This is a genomic window from Flavobacterium sp. LC2016-23, assembly GCF_009674775.1.
In the GTDB taxonomy this organism is placed as follows: domain Bacteria; phylum Bacteroidota; class Bacteroidia; order Flavobacteriales; family Flavobacteriaceae; genus Flavobacterium.
Map to the genome: position 1 here is coordinate 74,946 of NZ_WKKE01000001.1, position 22,815 is coordinate 97,760.

19 protein-coding genes are annotated in these 22,815 nt (G+C 34.2%); 8 read left to right on the top strand and 11 right to left on the bottom strand.

Annotation, left to right across the window (positions count from 1 at the left end; translation table 11 throughout):
• Positions 1 to 160 precede the first annotated feature (160 nt).
• From GJU43_RS00350 to GJU43_RS00375, 6 genes are all read left to right on the top strand, one after another.
• A complete protein-coding gene (locus tag GJU43_RS00350; RefSeq protein ID WP_154338887.1) occupies positions 161 to 2,332 on the top strand; it encodes a S9 family peptidase in 2,172 nt (723 codons plus the stop codon).
• Between the two features lie 36 nt (positions 2,333 to 2,368).
• Complete coding sequence (locus tag GJU43_RS00355; RefSeq protein ID WP_229654977.1) at positions 2,369 to 4,237, top strand: peptide MFS transporter; 1,869 nt, start codon at positions 2,369 to 2,371, stop codon at positions 4,235 to 4,237.
• A gap of 1 nt (position 4,238) precedes the next feature.
• Positions 4,239 to 5,723 (top strand): peptide MFS transporter, encoded by a 1,485-nt coding sequence (locus tag GJU43_RS00360; RefSeq protein ID WP_154339099.1) that lies wholly within the window; start codon positions 4,239 to 4,241, stop codon positions 5,721 to 5,723.
• Between the two features lie 53 nt (positions 5,724 to 5,776).
• Positions 5,777 to 6,244, top strand: a complete 468-nt coding sequence (locus tag GJU43_RS00365) for a thioredoxin family protein (RefSeq protein ID WP_154338888.1) — start codon at positions 5,777 to 5,779, stop codon at positions 6,242 to 6,244.
• 222 nt (positions 6,245 to 6,466) lie between these two features.
• Positions 6,467 to 6,919: a thioredoxin family protein gene (locus tag GJU43_RS00370; protein WP_154338889.1), complete on the top strand. Its 453-nt coding sequence runs from the start codon at positions 6,467 to 6,469 to the stop codon at positions 6,917 to 6,919.
• 270 nt (positions 6,920 to 7,189) lie between these two features.
• The gene (locus GJU43_RS00375; protein WP_154338890.1) at positions 7,190 to 7,639 is read left to right on the top strand and encodes a thioredoxin family protein; all 450 of its coding nucleotides are present in this window, start codon (positions 7,190 to 7,192) and stop codon (positions 7,637 to 7,639) included.
• Between the two features lie 17 nt (positions 7,640 to 7,656).
• On the opposite strand, the gene GJU43_RS00380 is transcribed toward GJU43_RS00375, so the two are convergent.
• The 5 genes from GJU43_RS00380 to surE all read right to left on the bottom strand — a co-directional run bounded on the left by GJU43_RS00380 (position 7,657) and on the right by surE (position 12,477).
• A complete protein-coding gene (locus tag GJU43_RS00380; RefSeq protein ID WP_154338891.1) occupies positions 7,657 to 9,693 on the bottom strand; it encodes a ComEC/Rec2 family competence protein in 2,037 nt (678 codons plus the stop codon).
• Positions 9,694 to 9,746: 53 nt separating this feature from the next.
• Positions 9,747 to 10,232 carry a C40 family peptidase gene (locus GJU43_RS00385; RefSeq protein ID WP_154338892.1) on the bottom strand — a complete coding sequence of 162 codons (486 nt, stop codon included), beginning with the start codon at positions 10,230 to 10,232 and terminating at the stop codon, positions 9,747 to 9,749.
• Between the two features lie 11 nt (positions 10,233 to 10,243).
• Positions 10,244 to 11,365 (bottom strand): lipid-A-disaccharide synthase, encoded by a 1,122-nt coding sequence (lpxB, locus tag GJU43_RS00390; RefSeq protein ID WP_154338893.1) that lies wholly within the window; start codon positions 11,363 to 11,365, stop codon positions 10,244 to 10,246.
• Between the two features lie 67 nt (positions 11,366 to 11,432).
• The gene (locus GJU43_RS00395) at positions 11,433 to 11,705 is read right to left on the bottom strand and encodes a hypothetical protein (protein WP_154338894.1); all 273 of its coding nucleotides are present in this window, start codon (positions 11,703 to 11,705) and stop codon (positions 11,433 to 11,435) included.
• A complete protein-coding gene (surE, locus tag GJU43_RS00400; protein WP_154338895.1) occupies positions 11,698 to 12,477 on the bottom strand; it encodes a 5'/3'-nucleotidase SurE in 780 nt (259 codons plus the stop codon). The genes GJU43_RS00395 and surE overlap by 8 nt, the downstream gene beginning before the upstream one ends.
• Positions 12,478 to 12,680: 203 nt before the next feature.
• On the opposite strand from surE, the gene GJU43_RS00405 reads away from it, so the two are divergent.
• Both GJU43_RS00405 and GJU43_RS00410 read left to right on the top strand, forming a co-directional pair.
• The gene (locus GJU43_RS00405; RefSeq protein WP_154338896.1) at positions 12,681 to 14,867 is read left to right on the top strand and encodes a carboxy terminal-processing peptidase; all 2,187 of its coding nucleotides are present in this window, start codon (positions 12,681 to 12,683) and stop codon (positions 14,865 to 14,867) included.
• An 87-nt stretch (positions 14,868 to 14,954) separates the two neighbouring features.
• Entirely contained in the window at positions 14,955 to 15,734 is a 780-nt protein-coding gene (locus GJU43_RS00410) for a DNA/RNA non-specific endonuclease (protein WP_154338897.1), read from the top strand.
• On the opposite strand, the gene rpe is transcribed toward GJU43_RS00410, so the two are convergent.
• From rpe to GJU43_RS00440, 6 genes are all read right to left on the bottom strand, one after another.
• The gene (gene rpe, locus GJU43_RS00415) at positions 15,711 to 16,373 is read right to left on the bottom strand and encodes a ribulose-phosphate 3-epimerase (protein ID WP_154338898.1); all 663 of its coding nucleotides are present in this window, start codon (positions 16,371 to 16,373) and stop codon (positions 15,711 to 15,713) included. The genes GJU43_RS00410 and rpe overlap by 24 nt on opposite strands.
• A 362-nt stretch (positions 16,374 to 16,735) precedes the next feature.
• Complete coding sequence (locus GJU43_RS00420) at positions 16,736 to 17,599, bottom strand: RNA polymerase sigma factor RpoD/SigA (protein ID WP_007804760.1); 864 nt, start codon at positions 17,597 to 17,599, stop codon at positions 16,736 to 16,738.
• Positions 17,600 to 17,684: 85 nt separating this feature from the next.
• Positions 17,685 to 18,341, bottom strand: a complete 657-nt coding sequence (locus tag GJU43_RS00425; RefSeq protein ID WP_154338899.1) for an RNA polymerase sigma factor — start codon at positions 18,339 to 18,341, stop codon at positions 17,685 to 17,687.
• 147 nt (positions 18,342 to 18,488) lie between these two features.
• Entirely contained in the window at positions 18,489 to 20,243 is a 1,755-nt protein-coding gene (locus tag GJU43_RS00430; RefSeq protein WP_154338900.1) for a hypothetical protein, read from the bottom strand.
• A gap of 20 nt (positions 20,244 to 20,263) precedes the next feature.
• Positions 20,264 to 21,490: a DUF4249 domain-containing protein gene (locus tag GJU43_RS00435; protein WP_154338901.1), complete on the bottom strand. Its 1,227-nt coding sequence runs from the start codon at positions 21,488 to 21,490 to the stop codon at positions 20,264 to 20,266.
• A 97-nt stretch (positions 21,491 to 21,587) separates the two neighbouring features.
• Positions 21,588 to 22,808, bottom strand: a complete 1,221-nt coding sequence (locus GJU43_RS00440) for a DUF4249 domain-containing protein (RefSeq protein WP_154338902.1) — start codon at positions 22,806 to 22,808, stop codon at positions 21,588 to 21,590.
• Positions 22,809 to 22,815: the final 7 nt, after the last annotated feature.

The window sequence follows — 22,815 nt, forward strand, 5'->3', positions numbered from 1 at the left end:
GTTGCCGCAAATATACCAATTATAGGGTTTTGTTTGTAATCTATTTGAAAATTGAAAAGTACGCAATCGTTATTTTTTTTAACATTTAACACTTGAAATGTGTATTATGTTTATTTTTTTTACTAAAATTGGGCTCTTTTTTATATTTAAAATAATTCTAATGAATGCAAGTAAAATTACTGTAATATTTTTGTTATTAGTTGGTACCGTTTTCGGACAACAAAAAATCACTGTTGAGAATATTTACGGCGGCGCTTTCCGGGCCAAAGGAATGGATGAACTTCAATCCCTGAAAAATACAGATCAGTATACGGTATTGAATGTAGATCAGGCCAGCCGGAGTATGCAAATTGACTTATATGATTTTGCAACACTGAAAAAAGTATCGAATTTAATTGATACCAAAAATCATAAGGAACTTGCAGACGGCATTGACAGTTATACTTTTGATGCTTCAGAAAAAAAGATTTTAATTGCCTGCAACTCAGTTAAAATTTTCCGTCACTCTTTTACTGCAGATTATTTTTTATACGATATTACTTCGAAGTCACTAACCAAACTGTTTGACTTCAAAATTCAGGAGCCGACTTTTTCTCCTGATGGGACCAAAATAGCTTACGCCAGAGAAAATAACTTATACATTTACGACATCGCTTCAAAAAAAGCAACCGCTGTTACAACTGACGGGAAGAAAAATGCAATCATTAATGGTATTACGGACTGGGTTTATGAAGAAGAGTTTGCTTTTGTAAGAGCATTCGACTGGAGTAAAGACAGTAAAAAATTAGCGTATATCCGTTTTGACGAAAGCGCTGTTCCCGAATTTTCAATGTCCATGTTTCATAAAGATTTATATCCGACAATTGAGACTTTTAAATATCCGAAAGCAGGAGAGAAAAATTCAGTAGTTTCATTGCATATTTATGATGCTGCAGCAAATACAGCCAAAAAAGTTGATTTAGGAAACTATAATGATTTTTATATTGCCAGATTACAGTGGACAAACGATGCTAATGTATTGTCAGCTCAGGTGCTGAACCGCCACCAGGATAATTTAGATTTGTTATTTGTAGATGGAACAACGGCTGCTGCAAAAGTGGTTTTGAATGAAAAAGACAAAGCGTATGTAGATGTTACGGATAATTTGACTTTCCTAAAAGACAACAGTTTTATCTGGACAAGCGAAAAAGACGGTTTTAATCATATCTATGTGTATGATAAAGCCGGAAAATTAAAAAATCAGGTTACAAAAGGAAACTGGGAAGTAACTTCCTACTACGGTTTCGACGAAAAAACAAAAACTATTTTCTATCAGTCTACTGAAAATGGTTCGATTAACAGAGATATTTACAGAATTGGCTTAGACGGAAAAAACAAAGTACGTTTAACTTCAAAAGTAGGAACAAGTGTTGCGACTTTTAGCCCAAATTTCCAATATTTCATTACTACTTTTTCCAGTAATTTAGTACCAACGACTTATACTTTAAATGAGTCAAAAGCAGGAAAAGAAATTCAGGTTATCGAAAACAATCAGGCGCTTGCTGATAAATTGAAAGGATATAATCTTCCTGCTAAAGAATTCTTTGTGCTGAAAACGGCTAAAGGGAATGAGTTAAATGCTTGGATTTTAAAGCCAAAAGATTTTGACGCTTCTAAAAAATATCCTGTTTTCATGTATCAATACTCTGGTCCGGGATCTCAACAGGTAAATAATGACTGGAATAACACCGATGACTATTGGTTTTTATCGCTTACGCAACAAGGCTATATTGTAGTTTGTGTGGATGGTAGGGGAACCGGTTTTAAAGGTGCTGATTTCAAAAAAGTAACACAATTACAATTAGGAAAATACGAAGTGGAAGATCAGATTGATGCTGCCAAAGTAATCGGTGCTTATCCGTATGTGGATGCGTCAAGAATTGGAATCTTCGGATGGAGTTATGGAGGTTTTATGGCTTCAAACTGTATTTTTCAGGGGAACGATGTTTTCAAAATGGCAATCGCTGTTGCTCCGGTAACCAACTGGCGTTTTTATGACAGTGTTTACACGGAAAGATACATGCAGACGCCTCAGGAAAATGCAGGCGGTTATGATCAGAACTCTCCAATAAATCATGTTGATAAATTAAAAGGTAAATTTTTACTAATTCACGGTTCCGGTGATGATAACGTTCATGTGCAAAATTCAATGCAGATGATGGAAGCTTTAATTCAGGCGAACAAACAATTTGATTCGCAAATATATCCGGATAAAAATCACGGTATTTATGGCGGAAAAACCAGAATTCAGCTTTATAATAAAATGACTAACTTTATCAAAGAAAATTTATAATCTAAATCTTATTAACCTTTAAAAATAATGAATAATATGGGAGAAACTCAAGTAAAAACTGGGCATCCAAAAGGACTTTGGGTATTGTTTGGAACGGAGATGTGGGAGCGATTCAACTTTTATGGAATGCGAGCTTTATTAACTTTATTTCTTGTGAATTCATTATTGATGAAGGAAGAAGAAGCGTCTTTAATTTATGGAGGTTTCCTTGGACTTTGTTACCTGACGCCAATGTTGGGTGGTTTTGTAGCCGATCGTTTTTTAGGTAACAGAAATTGTATCCTTTTAGGCGGATTAACAATGGCTATTGGGCAGTTGTTGTTGTTTACCAGTGGAAGTGTTTTTGGCACTAATTTAAGTCTGGCAACTACTATTATGTATTGTGGATTAGGAGCGATTGTTTTTGGTAACGGATTTTTCAAACCAAATATTTCAAGTATGGTGGGGAGTTTGTATCCAAAACAGGAAAAAACAAAACTGGATACTGCTTTTACTATTTTCTACATGGGAATCAATATTGGAGCTTTCTTAGGTCAGTCAATCTGCCCATTATTAGGAGACGTTGTTGATACAGGTGGTGTGAGAGATATTCACGCTTTTAAATGGGGATTCTTAGCGGCTTCTGTAGCAATGCTTTTAGGAACAATACTTTTTTATGTTTTAAAAAACAAATATGTAGTATCTCCGGAAGGAAGACCTTTGGGAGGATTGCCATCTAAAAATGTAGCGGAAGATTTTGAAGAAGGAGAAGCACAAAAAGCTAATTTTTCGACCAAAGCATTAATTGGTGCTGGTATTGCATTTGTAATTTTAGGTTTGTTTTTTCACTATGTATTGGGGCAAAATCTAATTTATACATTGATTTATTCAAGCGGACTGGCTTTGGCCGGATTGATCATATCTGATTCTTCGCTGACTAAAATTGAGAGAGATAGGATTTTTGTAATTTATATCGTTTCGTTTTTCATTATTTTCTTTTGGGCAGCTTTTGAACAGGCAGGTTCTTCGTTGACTTTTATTGCAAATAATCAAACGGACAGACACTTTTTTGGCTGGCAGATGCCGCCATCTATGGTACAGATTTTTAACGGACTATTTGTTGTAGTTCTTGCCGTTCCTTTTAGTGTATTGTGGGATTATCTAAGAGCAAAAAGCAAAGAACCAATATCACCGGTGAAATTGGCTATAGGTTTAGTTATGATTACAGTAAGTTTCTTTATGATTGCTACTCAGGTTTCCTATATTGGAACTTCAGGATTGCTATTGGTTAAATGGCTTATTTTGTTATACTTTTTAAATACTTGTGCAGAGTTATGTTTGTCACCAATTGGTTTGTCATTGGTGGGTAAATTATCTCCAAAACGTTTTGCTTCTTTATTATTTGGAGTTTTCTTTTTGTCTAACGCTTCAGGTTATGCATTGGGTGGAACTTTAGGATCTATTTTGCCTCCAACAGGCGATAAATATAAAGCTGCGGAGAAAGTTAATGTCGACCTGGCCTCAATATTAGAAAATAAAACGGTAGCAAATGGAGCAGAATTGTTTGCTTTGGCAAAATTACAGATTGCCAAAATCGATAAGGAAAAATCTAAAGAATTTAAATTAGATGTAGAAAAAAAGATTGAAAATATTGCCGAAATAAAAAGCCAGAAAGAATTGGCAGCAAAGACAAATGTGAAGTTTGTAAATAATTTTACGGCAAAAGACACCACATTTACGGTAAAAGAATTAGATATTATCAAAGAAAAAAAGATTGTAACAGTTTCTTATCCTGAGTTTGCCGGATTTATCATTCACAACTTATATGAGTTTTTTATGGTATTTGTGGTTCTTACAGGTATCGCGGCACTTGTATTGTTTGCTTTGACTCCATTCTTGAAAAAAATGATGCATGGAGTCAGATAAAATGGAGAAAACAATTACGTTAGAAGAAATTCAGAATTTTAAGGGCAATTACCCAAAACAATTGTGGTATTTGTTTTTTGTTGAAATGTGGGAACGTTTCTGTTTTTACGGAATGCGTGGGGTGCTTACATTTTTTATGGTAGATCAGCTTTTATTAAAAGATGAACATGCTAATTTACAATACGGGGCCATTCAGGCTTTTGTGTATGCTTTTACTTTTATCGGAGGTATTTTTGCCGATAAAGTATTAGGGTTTAAAAAATCATTATTTTTTGGTGGAATCGTCATGATTCTCGGAAATCTTTTGATTGCCTTTTCGCCACAGGTTATGTTTTATTATGGTATTGCATTTTCTATTATTGGAACAGGTTTTTTTAAACCGAATGTTTCTTCAATGGTAGGGGAATTGTATCATGAAGATGATAACAGGCGAGACGCAGGTTATGGGATGTTTTATGCAGGTATCAATGTGGGAGGTCTTTTAGGAGGCGCCTTATGTATTTATCTGGGTAAATATTATTCCTGGCAATTGTGCTTTTTATCTGCAGCAGTAGTCATGTTTTTGGGGTTGGTTACGTTTTTATTTACCAAAAAATACTTAGGCCCAATTGGAGATTCGCCATTATTAAATTTAGAGCCTGGTAAGAGAAGAATTCGCGAGATAGCAGTCTATGCAATATCAATTTTAAGCTTACCGTTTATTTTCATAATGGTGAAAAATACAGATTATACAGATTATTTCATGTATACAATCGGTATTGTTGCTGTTCTTTATTTTACATATGAACTAATTAAGTTAGGGGATGTGAAACTGCAGAAAAAGCTCTTTGCAGCCTTTTTGTTTGTATTTTTCTATTTGTTATTTAATGCAATCTATGAGCAAAGTGGTGGTTCGTTATCTCTTTTTGCTAAAGATAACTTAAGTAATAAACTGTTGTTTTTTAACATTGATCCCAATGTTGTAAATAATAGTTCGAATACCTTCTTTGTGGTCGTGTTAAGTCCGCTTATTGGTCTGTTGTGGATATGGCTTGGAAAGAAAAGAATTGAACCTAATACTTTAATTAAATTCGGAATTGGATTCTTGTTTTTGGGAGCTTCTTTTTATATTTTTTATCTCACGAAATTCTTCGCAAATTCTGAAGGTATTGCCTCTTTAAATGTGTTTACTTTTGCTTATTTAGTAACGACTATTGGTGAACTTTGTTTAGGGCCAATCGGAATGTCGATTATTACGAAGCTGTCGCCAAAAAGATTATTTGGTATGATGATGGGATTGTGGTTTCTGGCCAGTGCGTTTGGACAATTATTCGCCGGAAAGCTGGGTGCAGAAATATCCAGATCAAATACGGGCGTTACTTTACTTTCAAAACTGCAGTCTTATACAGAAGGGTATTATCAACTGGCGATTTATTCTGTTGTTGCCGGAGTTATTTTAATTGCAGTTTCGCCAATTATTAGAAAATTAATGCAAGAAGTAAAATAGACGACATTTTGCAATTCAAATTTTGTTTAGATTTGTAAAAAATTAAAACGATCATGAAAAAAATATTTTTAGTAGCCTTGTTTATAATTGGTGCTTTTACTTCACAGGCACAGGAATTAAAATGGTATACAGATGTTAAAGAAGCCATTACGGTAAGTAATAAAGAAAACAAACCAATGTTGCTGTTTTTTACAGGAAGCGACTGGTGTGGCTGGTGTATAAGATTGCAAAATGAAGTTTTAAAAACACCTGAATTCACCAAGTGGGCAAGTCAGAATGTTGTTTTAGTTGAATTGGATTATCCAAGAAGAACGCCTCAGACTCCGGAGTTGAAAAATCAGAATAACGAATTACAGCAAGCTTTTGGAATACAAGGTTTTCCAACGATTTACTTTACAAGTGCCGAAGCCAAAGACGGAAAGGTTAATTTTAAAGGCCTTGGTCAGACCGGATATGTTGCCGGAGGTCCGTCAGCGTGGTTAGCAGTTGCCGAAGGAATTGTTCATCCAAATAAATCTTAAAACAAAGAAACACTTATAAATTTTTACAAAACTCCTTACAGCGACGTAAGGAGTTTTTTTGTTTAGTAAGAAAAAGTATCCACATGTGTTTGTGTTAATTGTTGTTTTAATATTTAATTATATTAAAAAAAACAAATAGTGTATTTTTTATATTAATAAAAATTGGAAAATTAAAATATTATGTTAATTTCGTTATGCTAATCTAACCAAAAACCTATCGATATGACCAAAAAATTACTTACCCTACTGTTCTTTTTAGGTTCATTTTTAATGCAGTCTCAAAATTTAGTCTGGAGAACTAATATGACCGATGCAATTGCAATAAGTAATGAACAAAGAAAACCAATGCTCATTTTATTCACCGCCGCTGGCGTGCCGGATAATCTTCAAAATGAAATATTCAAAACACCGGATTTTGCGGTCTGGTCAAGAGACAATGTTATCCTCGTAAAATTAGATTTATCGGATATTAATGCATCTGAAAGTGATAAAGAGCAAAACCTCAGATTAAAAAATGCTTTTGGTGTTGTAGATTTACCAGAGGTATGTTATGCCAGTGCTTCCATCAGGAAGAATAAAACTACTTTTAGTGCATTAGGGAAAATTGCTTATAAGCCTGGTGGTGCGCGATCGTGGATTTCAGAATCAGATGCTATTTTGCATCCTAGTGAATGAATAAAATTTAAATTAAGTTTCTTAGTTTAATTTGTAGAATCCCTTTTTGCTGTTCAGTAAAAAGGGATATTTTTTTACAATTAAAAAAGAGCAAATGAACTATTGTTATTTAAACCCCTTATTTTTTTTATTATATAAAATATTTATCGTTTTAATAATAAATTTCATTTTACTTTATGTTTATTCTGTTTTTAATGATAATATCTATTGTTTTTTAAGTGTATTATGCTAATTTAGTTTTTATTTGTTAACTTAATTAACTGCCCGTTTATGAATAGAAAACTACTTATCCTACTATTTTTTTTAGTTACATTTTTGACAAAGGCGCAGAATGTAGTCTGGACCACAAACGTGACTGATGCTATTGCATTGAGTAAAGAACAAAGAAAACCATTGTTGATTTTGTTTACTGGAACAGGTGCATCTGAAAATCTCCAGATACAGGTTTTTAATACTCCTGAATTTCAGAATTGGTCCCGTAAAAAAGTCATATTAGTAAAACTTGATCTGTCTGCTGAGACTTCCAGCGAGATAAGAGAGCAAAGCATTAAATTAAAAAATGCTTTTAATATTGTCGAATTACCGGAAGTGTGTTTTGCCTTCGCTAACACCAGGAATGGAAAAACAATGTTTCAGGCACTTGGGAAATTATCCTATAAAAATGAGGGAGCAAAAAGCTGGATATCACAATCTGAAGTGATTTTAAATCCGCTTGAATAGGCCTGTATAATAATTTCCTAGTTTAATTTGTAGAATCCCATTTCGTCTGTTGAGTGAAACGGGATTCTTTTTTTGGAGCAGCTCATTTTCCAGTATTTTTGAAGGGAATACGAATTTGATGCATCAGATACAATTATTTTGGGTTTCAGATCAAGCAAGACCCGATCTAAGTTGATCTTCGGAGATTGTGTAAGAATCAAAATGTCCGGGCAGCTGTTTCTTTTGTAGACACCGCTACTGTCAATCAACAATATCTTTTGATTGTTAAAAAAGAAGGTGTTTTTAATTTTGCTTATTGACTTTATGCATTCAGGATTTCCTATTATATTTAGAGATATGCTGTTTTGTTCCGAACCTCTGTTTTTGAAATTTTCATTGGTGAAAAGAAGGATTTTTTTTCCGTTTCGTTCCGTAATAATGGTTTTTTTCTTCGCATGATAGACAATCAGTTCGTGTTTTTCTTCAAGATCTTTTTTGGTTATAATAAAGGATAGCTGGACAAAAATCACAGAAATAAAAACAGCGACTAATTTAGGGTAACTGGGTTTTTTTAACCAAAAAACGGTAGTGATGGTTAAGACATAGAATGCAAGGAAATAATAAAAATTGAAACCGATATCACGGATTACAAAAGATTCTAATGAAGCTACACCATGCGTAATGAGGTTTAGAATGCAAATACTTTTTTCGAAAATTTTAATTAAGAAAATAGGGCAACTGGTAAACACAGAAATTAGCATTACTACAATTCCTGTAATCATTATAAAAGATAAAACGGGAAGGATAAGAATATTGGTTACAAAAAACAGACAGGGAAATTGGTGAAAGTAATACAAACAAATGGGGAAAGTTCCGATTTGAGCGGCAAAAGAAACAGTGAGAGCTTCCCATACGTAAGTTGAAATTTTATTTTTTGGTTTCCAGATCCCTTTTAGTAACGGTTGTATCCATAGAATTGAGAAAAGCGCAATATAACTTAACTGAAATCCAACATCGAACAAAAAGTAGGGCTCGAACAATAAGATCAGAAGAATTGAAATTAATAAGGTATGGTAAATATTGCTGCCGCGTCTTAAATGATTTCCAATCGCCAGAAAGGAAAACATAATAACAGAACGCAAGACTGGAGGCGAAAGGCCTGAAATAATCCCGAAAAGACTTAATGATACCAAAATGGCTATTAATTTCATAAGGGAACCCTTTCTTGTATTGGGGATTGGTTTTAAAATAAACAATATAAATAACATGATATAACCCACATGAAGTCCCGAAACAGATAAAATATGCGTTGCTCCTGAATATTGATAATCCCTGATGATATCAGAAGAAATTTCCTGGCGCTGGCCCAAGATCAATGCCATTGCGACATTCATTTCTGTTTTGTTGAAATGGGCTTTTTCAAGATTGTAGATGATTCGGGAGTTTAGCATTGATGCATAAAACCAAACAGTCTTTTCGATTTTTTTGCTGATCTCTATTTCGGCTTTAGAAATATAGACCTGCGCATATATTTTCTTATTGGAAAGATATTTAGCATAATCAAACTGATTCGGATTTTTAGGTGCAGTTGTGTGTTGTAAAAGGGCTTTTGTCTGAATGGTATTTCCGATAATAAACGTATTCGGAAGATTATCTTTCTGAATGTTTACAATAATTTTACCCCTGTAAATGCTACTTTTAATATGATTTAAACATGCAACATATCTATCGTTATACCTATTGCTTTTCAATTGTTCTGTTAATGTAAAAGAAATAGTTTGTTCATCTTCGAAAGCTTTTTTATAGTGGATATAATTGGATGGCTGAAGGGAGTCTGTGTGGAATAATAAAGTAATAATTCCAAGCCAGAATGAAATAAGACAGGTACTTATTCCGAAAAAAAGGAGTAGTTTTTTATTTTTTCCGGATAAAAAATAGAGCATTAAAAAAAGAATTTCCGTAATTAGTATAGTCGCAACAGCAACGAAAATTGTGGGTTGCCAATAGTAAGAAACCAATATGCCGGTTATAAAACAAATTGTAATTTTAGCCAACGGGAAATCTAATACTTTCATGGCTTAAAAGTATTAAATTTTTGTAAGAAAAATAATATTTTATTGAAAAATAATTATTCGATAACCCTGTTGATCTGAACAAATGAATTTTGGTAATATGGTTCTTTAGTCGAGGAAATTATAACGCCCTTTGAAGTTGAAGAATGTATAAATTTTATTTCACTGCCCGTTTTTTCCGTAATAAGCCCAACGTGGTTGATTTGTCTGCTTTTGTTGGTTTTAAAGAAAATCAGGTCTCCTTTTTGGGCATCATAAAAGGGTATCACTTTTCCAATTTTTGATTGTTCGTACGAACTTCTCGGCATCGTAATGTTTTCAGTCTGGAAAGTAGTGAAAACTAATCCCGAGCAATCATAGCCACTTTTAGTTGTGCCTCCGGCCTTGTACCGAACACCAAGATTATCAGTAGCAGTATCAATTAAATGCTTCACTCTATTTTTGTTTTCCCTTTTCGATTCATTTTTAACGACTGCTGCAGAACTTGATTTACAGGAAGTAAAAATGATGAACAATAGGGCGAAAACAAATACTTTTTTCAAAACAAAATCTTTTAAAGTTGTTTTTTTAAATCAGCTACAATAAGTTTTGCAGTTTTTTCGCTGGCGCCAACTCCGCCTAATTTCTGCTCTAAAATATCATAATTTTTTAGCAGTGCATCGCGATAAGCAGGCTCCAGTAATTTTTGTAATTCTTCTTTAATGCGTCTGGTAGTGCACTCACTCTGAATTAATTCAGTTACCACTTCCTGATCCATAATTAAGTTGACAAGGGAGATGTACTTTAAGGTAATAATACGTTTTGCAATCTGATAGGAAATGTTACTTCCTTTGTAACACACCACTTCCGGAACTTTAAACAAAGCGGTTTCTAAAGTTGCCGTACCGGAGGTTACCAATGCCGCAGTTGAAGATCGAAGTAAATCGTAGGTTTTATTCGAAATAAACTTGATGTTTTTGTTGGTGATAAATTGCTGGTAAAATTCAAAATCCTGACTTGGCGCTCCTGCAATTACAAATTCATATTCCTGAAAATCATCTACAACACTCAGCATTACGCTCAGCATTTTAGTAATTTCCTGCTGACGGCTTCCCGGTAAAACGGCTATAATTGGTTTTTCGCTCAGATGATTTTCTTTTCTAAAAACAGCTTCATCAAAAGGTGGTTGGTTCTGAATAGCATCAATTAAAGGATGCCCCACAAAATCTACAGGAAATTGATGTTTATCTTCATAGAAACTTTTCTCAAAAGGCAAGATGACAAACATTTTGTCCACATCTTGTTTAATAGCCTTGATTCTGCTTTCTTTCCAGGCCCATATTTGCGGGGAAATATAATAATGCGTTTTGTAATTAAGCGCTTTGGCCCATTTTGCAATACGCATATTAAAACCCGGGTAATCAATGAAAATAAGAACATCAGGCTGAAAGGCTGTGATGTCTTTTTTACAAAAAGTAATGTTTGATAAAATGGTTTTTAAATTAAAAACAACTTCAATAAAACCCATAAATGCCAGTTCACGATAGTGTTTTACTAAAGTTCCGCCTGCTTTTTGCATTAAATCACCGCCCCAAAATCTAATTTCAGCCTGAGGATCTTCCTTGTATAACGCTTTCATTAAATTAGAGCCATGCAGGTCTCCCGAGGCTTCACCAGCTATTATATAGTATTTCATATTCGTATTTTTGAGAATGTGTTCTTTTTTTCAACAGAACTAATTTTTTGCAAAGCAAAGATAAGATTTAAATAAACATAGTAGAAATTGCCAGAACAATCACAGCTAAGATAACACCACGAGCCATAAATTCTTTGTCTTTCTTTAAAAGTATGGCAAAAACGGCGAGGTCTAAAATAGTTCCCAAAGTGATAATTTTTCCTAAATAGCCATGATCTTTAATAGTTTTGAATCCTGTTGCCAGGTCAAATTGGGTAAAAAACGTAATAAATAAATAACTTCCTAAAAGAGAAGTAAAAATTCCAACGATAAAACCGATGAGCAGTTCTTTTTTATTCATTTAAATTCCAGGTGTTAAGTTGTTGTATTGTATGATGGGCCGTTAAGTCAAATTGGACAGGTACTACCGAAATGTAGCCGTTTTCCAGTGCCCATTCGTCAGTATCTTCCCCTTTATCTTCGTTTACAAATTTCCCTGTCAGCCAGTAGTAATCTTTGCCGAAGGGGGTTTGTCTTTTATCAAATTTTTGGGCATAATACGCTTTCGCCTGGCGGCAAATCTTTATTCCTTTGATTTCATTTTTCTTCAATTTTGGAAAATTGACATTTAAGACAATTCCTTTAGGAAGTTTATTCTCGAGGGTTTCCAGGGTGATTTTTTTGATAAAAGATTTGATAGGTTCGAAATCCGCATTCCAGTCAAAGTCCAGTAAAGAAAATCCAATGGCGGGAATTCCTTCGATTCCTGCCTCAACCGCGGCACTCATGGTTCCCGAATAAATTACATTTATAGAAGAGTTGGAGCCGTGATTTACTCCGGAAACACAAAGATCCGGTTTTCTCTTCAGGATTTCATTAACGGCAAGTTTTACACAGTCGACCGGAGTTCCGGAACAGCTGTATTCTGCGATGGTGTCATTTTCTCCTGAAATTCTATCCAGATAAAGCGTATTGTTTATGGTAATCGCATGTCCCATGGCACTTTGCGGTTTGTCCGGTGCAACAACAAGTACTTCTCCAATGGTTTCCATAACACTTATCAAAGCTCTGATTCCCGGAGCGAGAATACCATCATCGTTGGTGACTAATATAAGTGGTTTTTCTTGTTTCATGTTGCAGATATTTGGCAGTTAAAAGGATAAAAAAAGCAAATGTAGTGACAGAATTTATTAGAATAGTAACAAATAAAATAAAATTTGTCAACTAAATAAAAGTTAACTTTGGGAAGTAAAACATTTTTATATCTTTAACAAAAAATTATAGTGAACTTGGCTTAACTGGCATAGTTTTTACCGTAACTTAGATTAAAAAATTGATGAATGCTATTATTAAATTTATGAAAAGAAATTATAAAATACTTATAGCCGTATTATGCTTGTCGTTAACCTTATTTGCTTTTAAAATAAATGCCGATAAGACAGTTGATCCGGATCCAAACAGAGATAAAACCCTGTTAGAATTACTTGCCTTCGTGATTGAAAAAGGACATTACAGTCCCGCAGAAATTAACGATGAGTTTTCTAAAGGAATTTTTAAAGATTATATAGATGCGCTGGATCCCTCAAAAAGATTCTTCCTTCAGTCTGATATTGATGAATTCAAGCAATATGAGCTGATGCTGGACGATCAGTTCCTGAATAAGGACCTTACGTTCTTCAATCTTACGTATACAAGATTGATGAAACGTATGGAAGAAAGCAAAAAACGCTATAAGACTATTTTAGCCCAGCCCTTCAACTACAATGTTGATGAGACTTTTAATGCTGATTATGAGCATTTGCCTTATGCTAAAAATGCAGTTGAAATCAACGAAAGATGGAGAAAGCAGATTAAACTTTCAACCCTTTCTTCTCTTGTAACGAAACAAAAATTAGAAGAGGATAAAAAGAAAACAGATCCTGCTTACAAAGCAAAATCTTTTGAAACTTTAGAAAAAGAAACCCGCGAAAGTTCTTTAAAATCGCTGGACGATAATTTCAGCCTTATTAAGGATTTAAATAAAGAAGATTGGTTTTCTGTGTACGTAAATTCTATTATGACACGTTTTGATCCGCATACAAGTTATTTTGCACCGGAAGAAAAAGACCGTTTTGATGTAAATATCAGTGGAAAACTTGAAGGTATTGGAGCAAGACTGACAAAGAAAAATGACTTTACACAGATAGATGAATTGATTTCAGGCGGACCTGCATGGAAAGGAAAACAACTGGAAGCCGGTGATTTAATTTTGAAAGTAGCACAAGGAAACGAAGAGCCTGTAGATGTTGTAGGCATGCGTCTGGACGATGTTGTTAAGAAAATTAAAGGACATAAAGGTACTGAGGTTAAGCTTACCGTTAAAAAAGTGGACGGAAGCATCAAGGTTATTTCTATTATAAGAGACGTAGTCGAAATAGAAGAAACGTATGCTAAATCCAGTATTGTTGAGAAAAACGGATTAAAATACGGCGTAATTTATTTGCCTAAATTTTATATCGATTTTGAAAATAAAGATGGCCGTGACGCCGGAAAAGATATTGCTCTTGAAGTGGAAAGACTGAAGAAAGAAGATATCAACGGAATCGTACTTGACGTTCGTGACGATGGAGGAGGATCTTTATCTACAGTAGTGGATATTGCCGGTTTATTTATCGAGGAAGGACCAATTGTGCAGGTAAAATCTGCAGGTAAAAAGAAAGAGGTTCTATACGATAAAGATAAAAAAATCGAGTGGGATGGACCGTTAGTAATTATGGTAAACAGTTTCTCAGCTTCTGCATCGGAAATTTTAGCAGCTGCAATTCAGGATTACAAACGTGGCGTTATTATCGGAAGTAAACAAACATACGGAAAAGGAACAGTACAAAATGTACTTGATCTGAATCAGTTTGTTCGTAATGCTAATTACGGAGACCTGGGTGCTCTGAAAATTACAGGACAAAAGTTTTACAGAATCAACGGAGGTTCAACTCAGTTAGAAGGTGTTCATAGTGATGTTGTTATGCCGGATCGTTATGCTTACCTGAAAATGGGAGAGCGTGATATTGATAATGCAATGCCGTGGGATAAAATAGACCCGGCTGATTACAGCACCTGGACTTCAAATGAAAAATTCAATCAGGCAATTGCAAACAGCACCAGCAGAATTGCACAAAATGCTCAATTTAAATTAATTGAAGATAATGCAAAATGGATTGATATTAAAAGTAAAGAGAATACGTATAGCTTAAATATTACAAGCTTTAAGGCAACTCAGGAACAGGTTGAAAATGAAGGTAAAAAATACAAACCAATTTCAGAATATAGAAATAATTTAGTGTTTAAGTCTTTGCCTTACGAAGAGCTTGAAATTAAAAACGATGCTACCTTAAAAGAGAAAAGAGAAGCCTGGCACCAGGCATTATCAAAAGATGTTTATGTAGAAGAAGCCTTAAATGTTTTAGATGATTTACAGACTAATAAATCCTCTATGGTTAAAAATAATTCTTCAAAATTAAAAAAAGATAAATTAGTAAAATCTTAATTTTACAGAAGATTAATTTGTTATTAAAACGCTCCGAAAGTTTATATTTACGGAGCGTTTTTTTTTATGTATTTTAAGTATAAGAATATGAGAAAATTTCTTTTTTTGGTCTTGATAACTTTTATGTTTTTTTCCTGCAAAAAAGAAGTAGAAATCGGGAATGAAGTGACAGAAAAGCAACCTCATTTTACTTCTAATCAAAACAGTTCTGATTCCTTGTACACAGTGGCTTATCTGCCAACATCGACAACGAAACAAATTGTAAGGCATAAGTATTATACACTTTCTTATAACGAAAAGTACGAGCAGGCAGAATGGGTGGCCTATGAACTAAAGAAAGAATATTTGAAAAACGGGAATTACAAGCGTCCGTATTTTATTGAAGATCCCAAAGTAATAACGGGTTCTGCCGATTGGAGGAATTATAAAAAATCAGGATATGACAAAGGCCATCTTTGTCCGGCGGGCGATATGGAATTTGATATAAATGCCTATAATGACACTTTTTATACTTCAAACATTTCGCCTCAGAAGCATGATTTTAATAGCGGCATCTGGAATAGAATAGAACAGAAAACGCGCTATTGGGCTGGAAAATATAATGATATTTATGTAGTAACGGGAGGTGTTTTGAAAGATTCAGATAAAAAAATAGGAACAGAAGAAGTTGCTGTTCCTAAATATTTTTATAAAATCATTCTGGCTAAATCAGGAAATAAACATAAAGCCATTGCTTTTTTAGTCCCAAACGAGGATAGTGATAAGTCGCTTTACGATTTTGTAGTTCCTGTTGAAACTATTGAAAACAGGACCGGAATTGATTTCTTTCCGAATTTAAAAAACTTAAAAAGCAGTCAGGATTTTTAAGTCGGCAATAGTGGCTGTAGGGTTTTCGGCTTTAAAGACAAAGCTTCCTGCAACCAAAACATCTGCTCCGGCTTCTACTAGTTGTTTTGCATTTTTATTGGTTACACCACCATCAATTTCGATAATTGTGGAGGCATTTTTGCGGGTAATCAGTTCTTTTAGTTTTTTTACTTTAGTATAGGTGTTTTCAATAAAGGACTGCCCGCCAAAACCCGGATTGACACTCATTATACAGACAAGATCAATATCATTGATCACATCTTCTAATAAATCAATATTAGTATGAGGATTAATAGCTACTCCGGCTTTCATTCCTTCCGCTTTGATAGCCTGTAATGTTCTGTGCAGGTGTGGGCAGGCTTCGTAATGAACTGTTAATCCATTTGCTCCTAAATCAGCAAAAGTTTTGATGTAACGATCCGGATCGATAATCATTAAATGTACATCAATATATTTTTTGGCATGTTTGGAAATAGCTTCTAAAACAGGCATTCCAAAAGAAATGTTGGGAACAAAAACACCATCCATAATATCAATATGAAACCAGTCAGCCTCGCTGTTATTGATCATTTCGATATCACGCTGTAAATTGGCAAAATCAGCTGCTAAAACAGAAGGTGCAATAAGTGTATTTTTCATTGTGTAGTGGTGTGTTGTTTTTTTACAAAGATAAATTTTTTATGATTTGCAGTGAAATTTAACCGCAAAGTCCGCAAAGATTTGCGCAAAGTTCGCAAAGTATTTATTTAAAAATATTACGGATACAAATTCCGCAAAGCTTTGCGAACTTTGCGGTTACAACATTTCACTGAGATAAAATCCTTGCGATCCTTGCGGTTAAAAAATAAAATAAAAAACTCCGGTAATCAGCCGGAGTTTCAATCATCAATCAAAAAACGAACAGTCAATCAAACTGTTGTTTGCTGTAAAATTCCAGATTTGAAAATACAAATTCCAATTTTGAATTGGAATTTGGGATTTACATATTGGAATCCAGGTTTTTAACCTAAATAAGTTTTAAGGATTTTACTTCTTGAAGTATGTTTTAATCTGCGGATTGCTTTTTCCTTAATCTGACGTACACGTTCACGGGTTAAGTCGAAAGTTTCTCCAATTTCTTCTAATGTCATTGGATGCTGATCGCCAAGACCAAAATACAAACGAACTACATCTGCCTCTCTTGGAGTTAATGTTTCTAACGAACGCTCAATTTCAGTACGAAGTGATTCGTGGATTAATTCTCTGTCAGGGTTTGGAGATTCTCCGGAACGTAAAACGTCATAAAGGTTAGAATCTTCACCTTCCACAAGAGGTGCATCCATAGATAAGTGACGGCCAGAGTTTTTCATAGACTCTTTTACATCATTTACGGTCATGTCAAGTTCTTTTGCAATTTCCTCAGCAGAAGGCGGACGCTCATTAGATTGCTCTAGTAAAGCGTACATTTTGTTGATTTTATTGATAGAACCAATTTTGTTCAATGGTAAACGTACAATACGTGATTGTTCTGCCAGCGCCTGAAGGATCGATTGACGAATCCACCAAACTGCGTAAGAGATAAATTTGAAACCACGCGTTTCATCAAAACGCTGAGCCGCTTTAATTAGACCTAAGTTTCCTTCGTTAATTAAATCAGGAAGTGTTAATCCTTGATTTTGATATTGTTTTGCCACAGAAACTACGAAACGTAGGTTGGCTTTTGTTAATTTTTCTAAAGCTCTTTGATCACCGGCCTTTATTCTTTGTGCTAATTCTACCTCTTCATCAGCGGTAATCAGGTCAACTTTTCCGATTTCTTGTAGATATTTATCTAACGATGCAGTTTCACGATTAGTTACCTGCTTGGTGATTTTAAGTTGTCTCATGTTCTTGTCTCCCTATTTTTTTAAAGTGTACAAATAGTTATACGTAAGAAGTGGAGAAAAAGTTACAACGAATTGAAAAAAAGTTTTAAAATTTATAACTAACGCCCGAATGAATTGAGAAACTATAAGGTTTAGCAGCGCCGTTTTCTTTGAAAGTACTTAAGTAGTATTTAAAGATAGGATTGATATCCAGATTAAATTTAGAATTTAGTTTATAGCTGATTCCTATCCTTAAATTGTATGAAAAATTGATTCCTGAAATATTTTTTGCTTCTCCAATGTTTTGCGTAGCAACTTTTTCAGATTTTAAGGAAAGCTGGTTTTGATCTGAAATTAAGAAGCTAAATCCCGTAAAAGCTTCCATTCCGATTTTGCTTTCCTCTTTTTTGAAAGCATACACAAACTCTATTGGAAGTTCATAATAAGATAAATTTGGTATTAAGTCAACTTCACTTGAACCGGCGAAGGTTTGTTTTCCTGCGCTTTTGGCGGAGTCTTTTTTTTTACGGTTCGTGATTTTATTAATTTTGTGTTTACCTGTTCTTTTTAAGAATGACTTTGCATTTTTTATATTGGTAAAAATTTCAATAAAAGAGTCGTGAAGATTGTCTTCTGCTTCTGCATCATTGGGGCAATACTTGAGACTTAACACAAAAAGAGTCTTTTTATACATTTCGTATAACGCTTCTTGTGCTTTTCTGTTTTGCCTGCAACAGTCTTTGATGAGTTGGTCTAAATTCAAATTTTATTTTTTATTCTAACTTACGTTTTATAATCAATAGTATTAAAACAATAAAAAGGTTGCGTGGTGAAATAGAAAATAAATAAAACCCTTGTTTCCAAATTAAGAAACAAGGGTTTTTAGGAGAAAAAACATTGCTTATTTTTTTTAATTTACTGTTGAATCTTTGACTTCAAAAGTTTCTTTTAAGGAAACAGGAGTCCCTTCATTTGTAAATCCTTCGAGGTTTACTTCGTATTTTCCTGAAACATCAGAAGTAAAAAAGGAGATTATGTTTTCTGTGTTGTCTAAAGTTAATTCCGGCTGCCAAAGCAATTGATACCTGTAATCCGGAATTCTTTCGTATTTGCTTTTATCGGTGTAATCTTCTTTGAAAGCGATGATTTTATTCTGAGGTCTTTGAATCTCCGTTTTTAAAATATAAGGGCCATTTGCCGATGTTACGTAATCCGTGTTTTTAGTAGTGAAATTGATAACGCCATTAAAAGCCTTGGGACCATAAAAATAGACGCCCGGAACAATGCTGACTTTATAGATATTTTCTGTTTTATAAGTAAATAATTCATTTACATTCTGGATTAAAAGCCCGTCCACCAGGACCAAAGCCGGTTCCGAAAAATATTCCAGATCGTAATTGATATCTCTCAGGTTTAAAGAATAATTATTGTCTTTTTCACGATAATACATCTCTTTTACAACTTCTGTAATGGTTTCTTTTAGGGTTGGGAATTTTGTATAATCCCCCAATACATATTCTTTTTCCAGCGGATGATAAAACGGAAAAGTACTCTGATTAGCCGCTATACTGTCTTTTTTTAGCGGGTAATACGAATTCTCTATCTGATTAGCAATAGATCTTTGTTCGATAGCTTGTTTGTAATCAGTGGTCAGGGATAGCTCATCAGTGGTTTTTAAGTCAGACAAATTGTATCCTGTGTTTCTGTCAAGTTCTATTTTATAGTCGTTTTTGTCATTTTCCACTACCTGAACCACAACATTCGAATAGTTTGGGTTTTTATCCAGTATAAAGTTGAACCTTCCCGAAGCATTGGTCTGAACAATTTTAAAGGCAAATTCTTTACCGGGAATAGATAATGCTACGTTTTTATGGCTTACCTGCTTAGGGTCTTTGCTATTTGTAATGACGCCTGAAATAATCTCACCTCTAAGCTCAGGAATAAACTGGATTGAATCATTTATACGGTTTGTTATTTCATTAGTAGAATTGAATTTTACAAACTCTGAGGCGTTCATTTGTTTTTTAGCAGGTAAATTGTCGATTTTCTTTACGGAAAGAGAAAAGCTTCCTTTGCTGATTTCAGGAGTTAAAGATTTTATTTTTAACTGAACCAGTTCTCTTTCCTGAAAGGTGTTTTTATCTAATGCTATTTCAAAAGTTTTGTTCTTAATCTGATTTTCTGTAACAGATTCATTTTCTGTCTCTTTTGTTTTTTTGTTTTGGGAGTCAGCGTCTTTATCTGAGGTGCTTTTTTTACCGGCTACATAGGGATTGATTAATACAAGATCCGTTTTGGAAGTTTTAAACTCATTTTTGTTTAACATCCATTTGGTGTAGGCAATAAGTTTGTAGTTGCCTGTTTCAATGGTGGATGGTATGAAAAAATCACCTTGTCCTTTCCCGTTATCCAGATAAATTTTATTGGTAAAAACAACCTGATTGTCACTATTGATAAGATCAACATAAGCAATTTTGCTGATTTTGCTCAAAGCGTTATTGGACGGATTAATACAATACAATTTGCAGTGCAGCGTCTCTCCTGCAATTAATGTGGTGTTGTTTAAATGAACAAATATATTTTCATTCGTAGCTGTACTAATAGTTTCATTTTTGTTTAATGAACTATTTTGGGCAATAGCAAAAGTATTTATTGCTATTAGCATTATTGTGCTGGTTATTCGTTTTAATCTATCCAAAATAAAGGTTTAATGTTAGATGAAATTTTAGTACAGTCACCACAAGGGGCAGGAGTAAAAACATAGGTCGTGTTATTATTAAGGGCGGCAAAAAACACATACTCTGTTCCCGTCCCTGTAACTATCGAATATATTTGCGGTCCTCTGCAGAATTTGTCGTTAAAGCAGTTCGCTAATGATATTGTTTTACTGCAATCAGCAATAAATGGCGGGTAGGGATCGTCTTTAAAGATATCCCTGAAATTAAAAAAGATTCTTTTTGATGAAACGGATGAGACTTCAAAATAGCCAATTATTTTCTCGTCAGAATTATCATTTGATTTTAAATTACCATAATTAAATCCCGGCTGAACTTGTGATAAAAGACTAGAGGAAGTAGAAAGGTTTTTTAAGGTTTTGTAATAGGTATAAGAGGCTAGATTCTGAACGTATTCCCTTACTATGATGCTGTATCGTTCGTAAAGTATCGGACTGTTGACGTCTATAAAACGGATTGGGAGGTTGATTCGGTCTTCGCTCAGTCCTACATTGCTGATTAATAGTAAGTCATCTGATTTTTTAGTGGTAAAACAAACCCTTGATTCTCCGTTATCTCTCGGAACAGTCAGATACGTAAAATCAGGACCGGGATTGCTCGGATCTAAGATTAGTTTATTGGGTTTCCAGTCCGGAGATACTATTTTATAAGTTTCATCATATTCGAATCTGTAAAATTGTGATTTTGAAGTCGGATCATAACTGGTCACTACTATTTGTACCCCTTTTTGTCCATCGATGGTTTCGATTTTTGGTTCCACCTGAATTTCAGTAACAGGAGTTAAAATTTCTGGTGCAGACGAGTATGATTTTCCGTCCGGGGTTGTAATATTCAGTTGATATGATTTTCCGGGAATCGCCTGAAAAGGATTGTTTGAAACATAAAGCCCGGAGAATTCTTCAAATTCAAATTCATAGCTGTTGTTGTCGCTATCTGTAACGTAGACAATTGCTCCTTTTTCAGGAGATGGTCCATTTTCCTCCAAACGATAGGATCTGGTGATTTTTATTTCCTGCTTTTTTAATTCATTTGTAATGATTCCCTGAACAACAGGTATGCTTTCAAAGGTGTTGGTTTGAAAAGCATATTGTTCGGTACAGCTCCCCATAAAAAGGCAGGAAAGTGCCAGGGCAATTGTTTTGCCTAAAAAGTTAATATGTTGCATTATAAATTTCATAAGCAGGTAAATTTGTATTCTCTTTTTTCTTACTGACTATTTGGTGTAACAACTAAAATGTGTCAGGTATTGATAATTAATTGTGTTTATTGTTTTTTTAATCTATCCAGAATAAAGGCCTGATATTGGATGAAATTTGAGTGCAATCACCACAAGGTGATGGAACAAATATAATTGTTGACATATAGTTCTGAGATCCGTAAAATATAAACTCTCGTCCTAATCCCGTAACTAAGGAATATATTTTTGGGCCATCACAACCCAAATTCCAGCAATTACTTAATTCCAGTGGAGTACAACTGAAAAAAAATGAAGGATTTGGCTCCGTTATAAAGATATCCCTGAAATTGAAAAATATTCTTTTTGATGAAATTGACGATACCTCAAATAAGCCAATTATTTTCTCATCCGGATTATCATTTGATTTTAAATTACCATAATTAAAACCTGGTTGTACTTGTGAAAGCAGACTTGCAGAAGTAGAAAGATTTTTCAGTGTTTTATAATACGTATAAGATTCTAAATTCTGAACATATTGACGGACTATAATACTGTAACGTTCCATAATAATCGGATCCTTGATGTTTATGAAGCGTATGGGTAAATTGATACGATCTTCGCTAAGGCCTACATTGCTTATCAGAAGTAAATCATCTGATTTTTTTGTGGTATAACATATTCTTGATTCGCCGTTAGTTCTGGGAACAGTAAGATAGGTGAATTCAGGTCCCGGGTTGCTCGGGTCTACAATAAGCTTATTAGGTTTCCAGTCGGGCGCTACAATTTTGTATGTTTCGTCATATTCGAATCTGTAAAATTGTGATTTTGAACTTGGGTCAGAACTGGTCACCCTTATTTGTACTCCTTTTTCTCCGTCAATGGTTTCGATTTTTGGCTCTACTTCAATTTCACTAACAGGAGTCAGCGTTTCCCTCTCAGACGAATATGATTTTCCCTCTTTGGTAGTGAAATTTAATTGATAGGATCTCCCGGCCACTGCCTGAAAAGGATTGTTGGAAACATAAAGACCCGAGAAGTCTTCAAATTCAAATTCATAGCTATTGTTTTCGCTGTCGGTTACATAGACAATTGCTCCTTTTTCCGGAGTTGGTCCGTTTTCCTCCAGACGATAGGACCTCGTAATCTTAATTTCCTGTTTTTTTAACTCATTGGTAATGTTTGCCTGAACAACAAGTATATTTTCAAATGTATTGGTTTGAAAAGCGTATTGCTCAGTACAACTGCCTAAAGAAAGGCAAAAAAGTACTAAAACAATTGCTTTACACAGAAAACGAATATGTTGAATTACGAACTTCATTTATGAG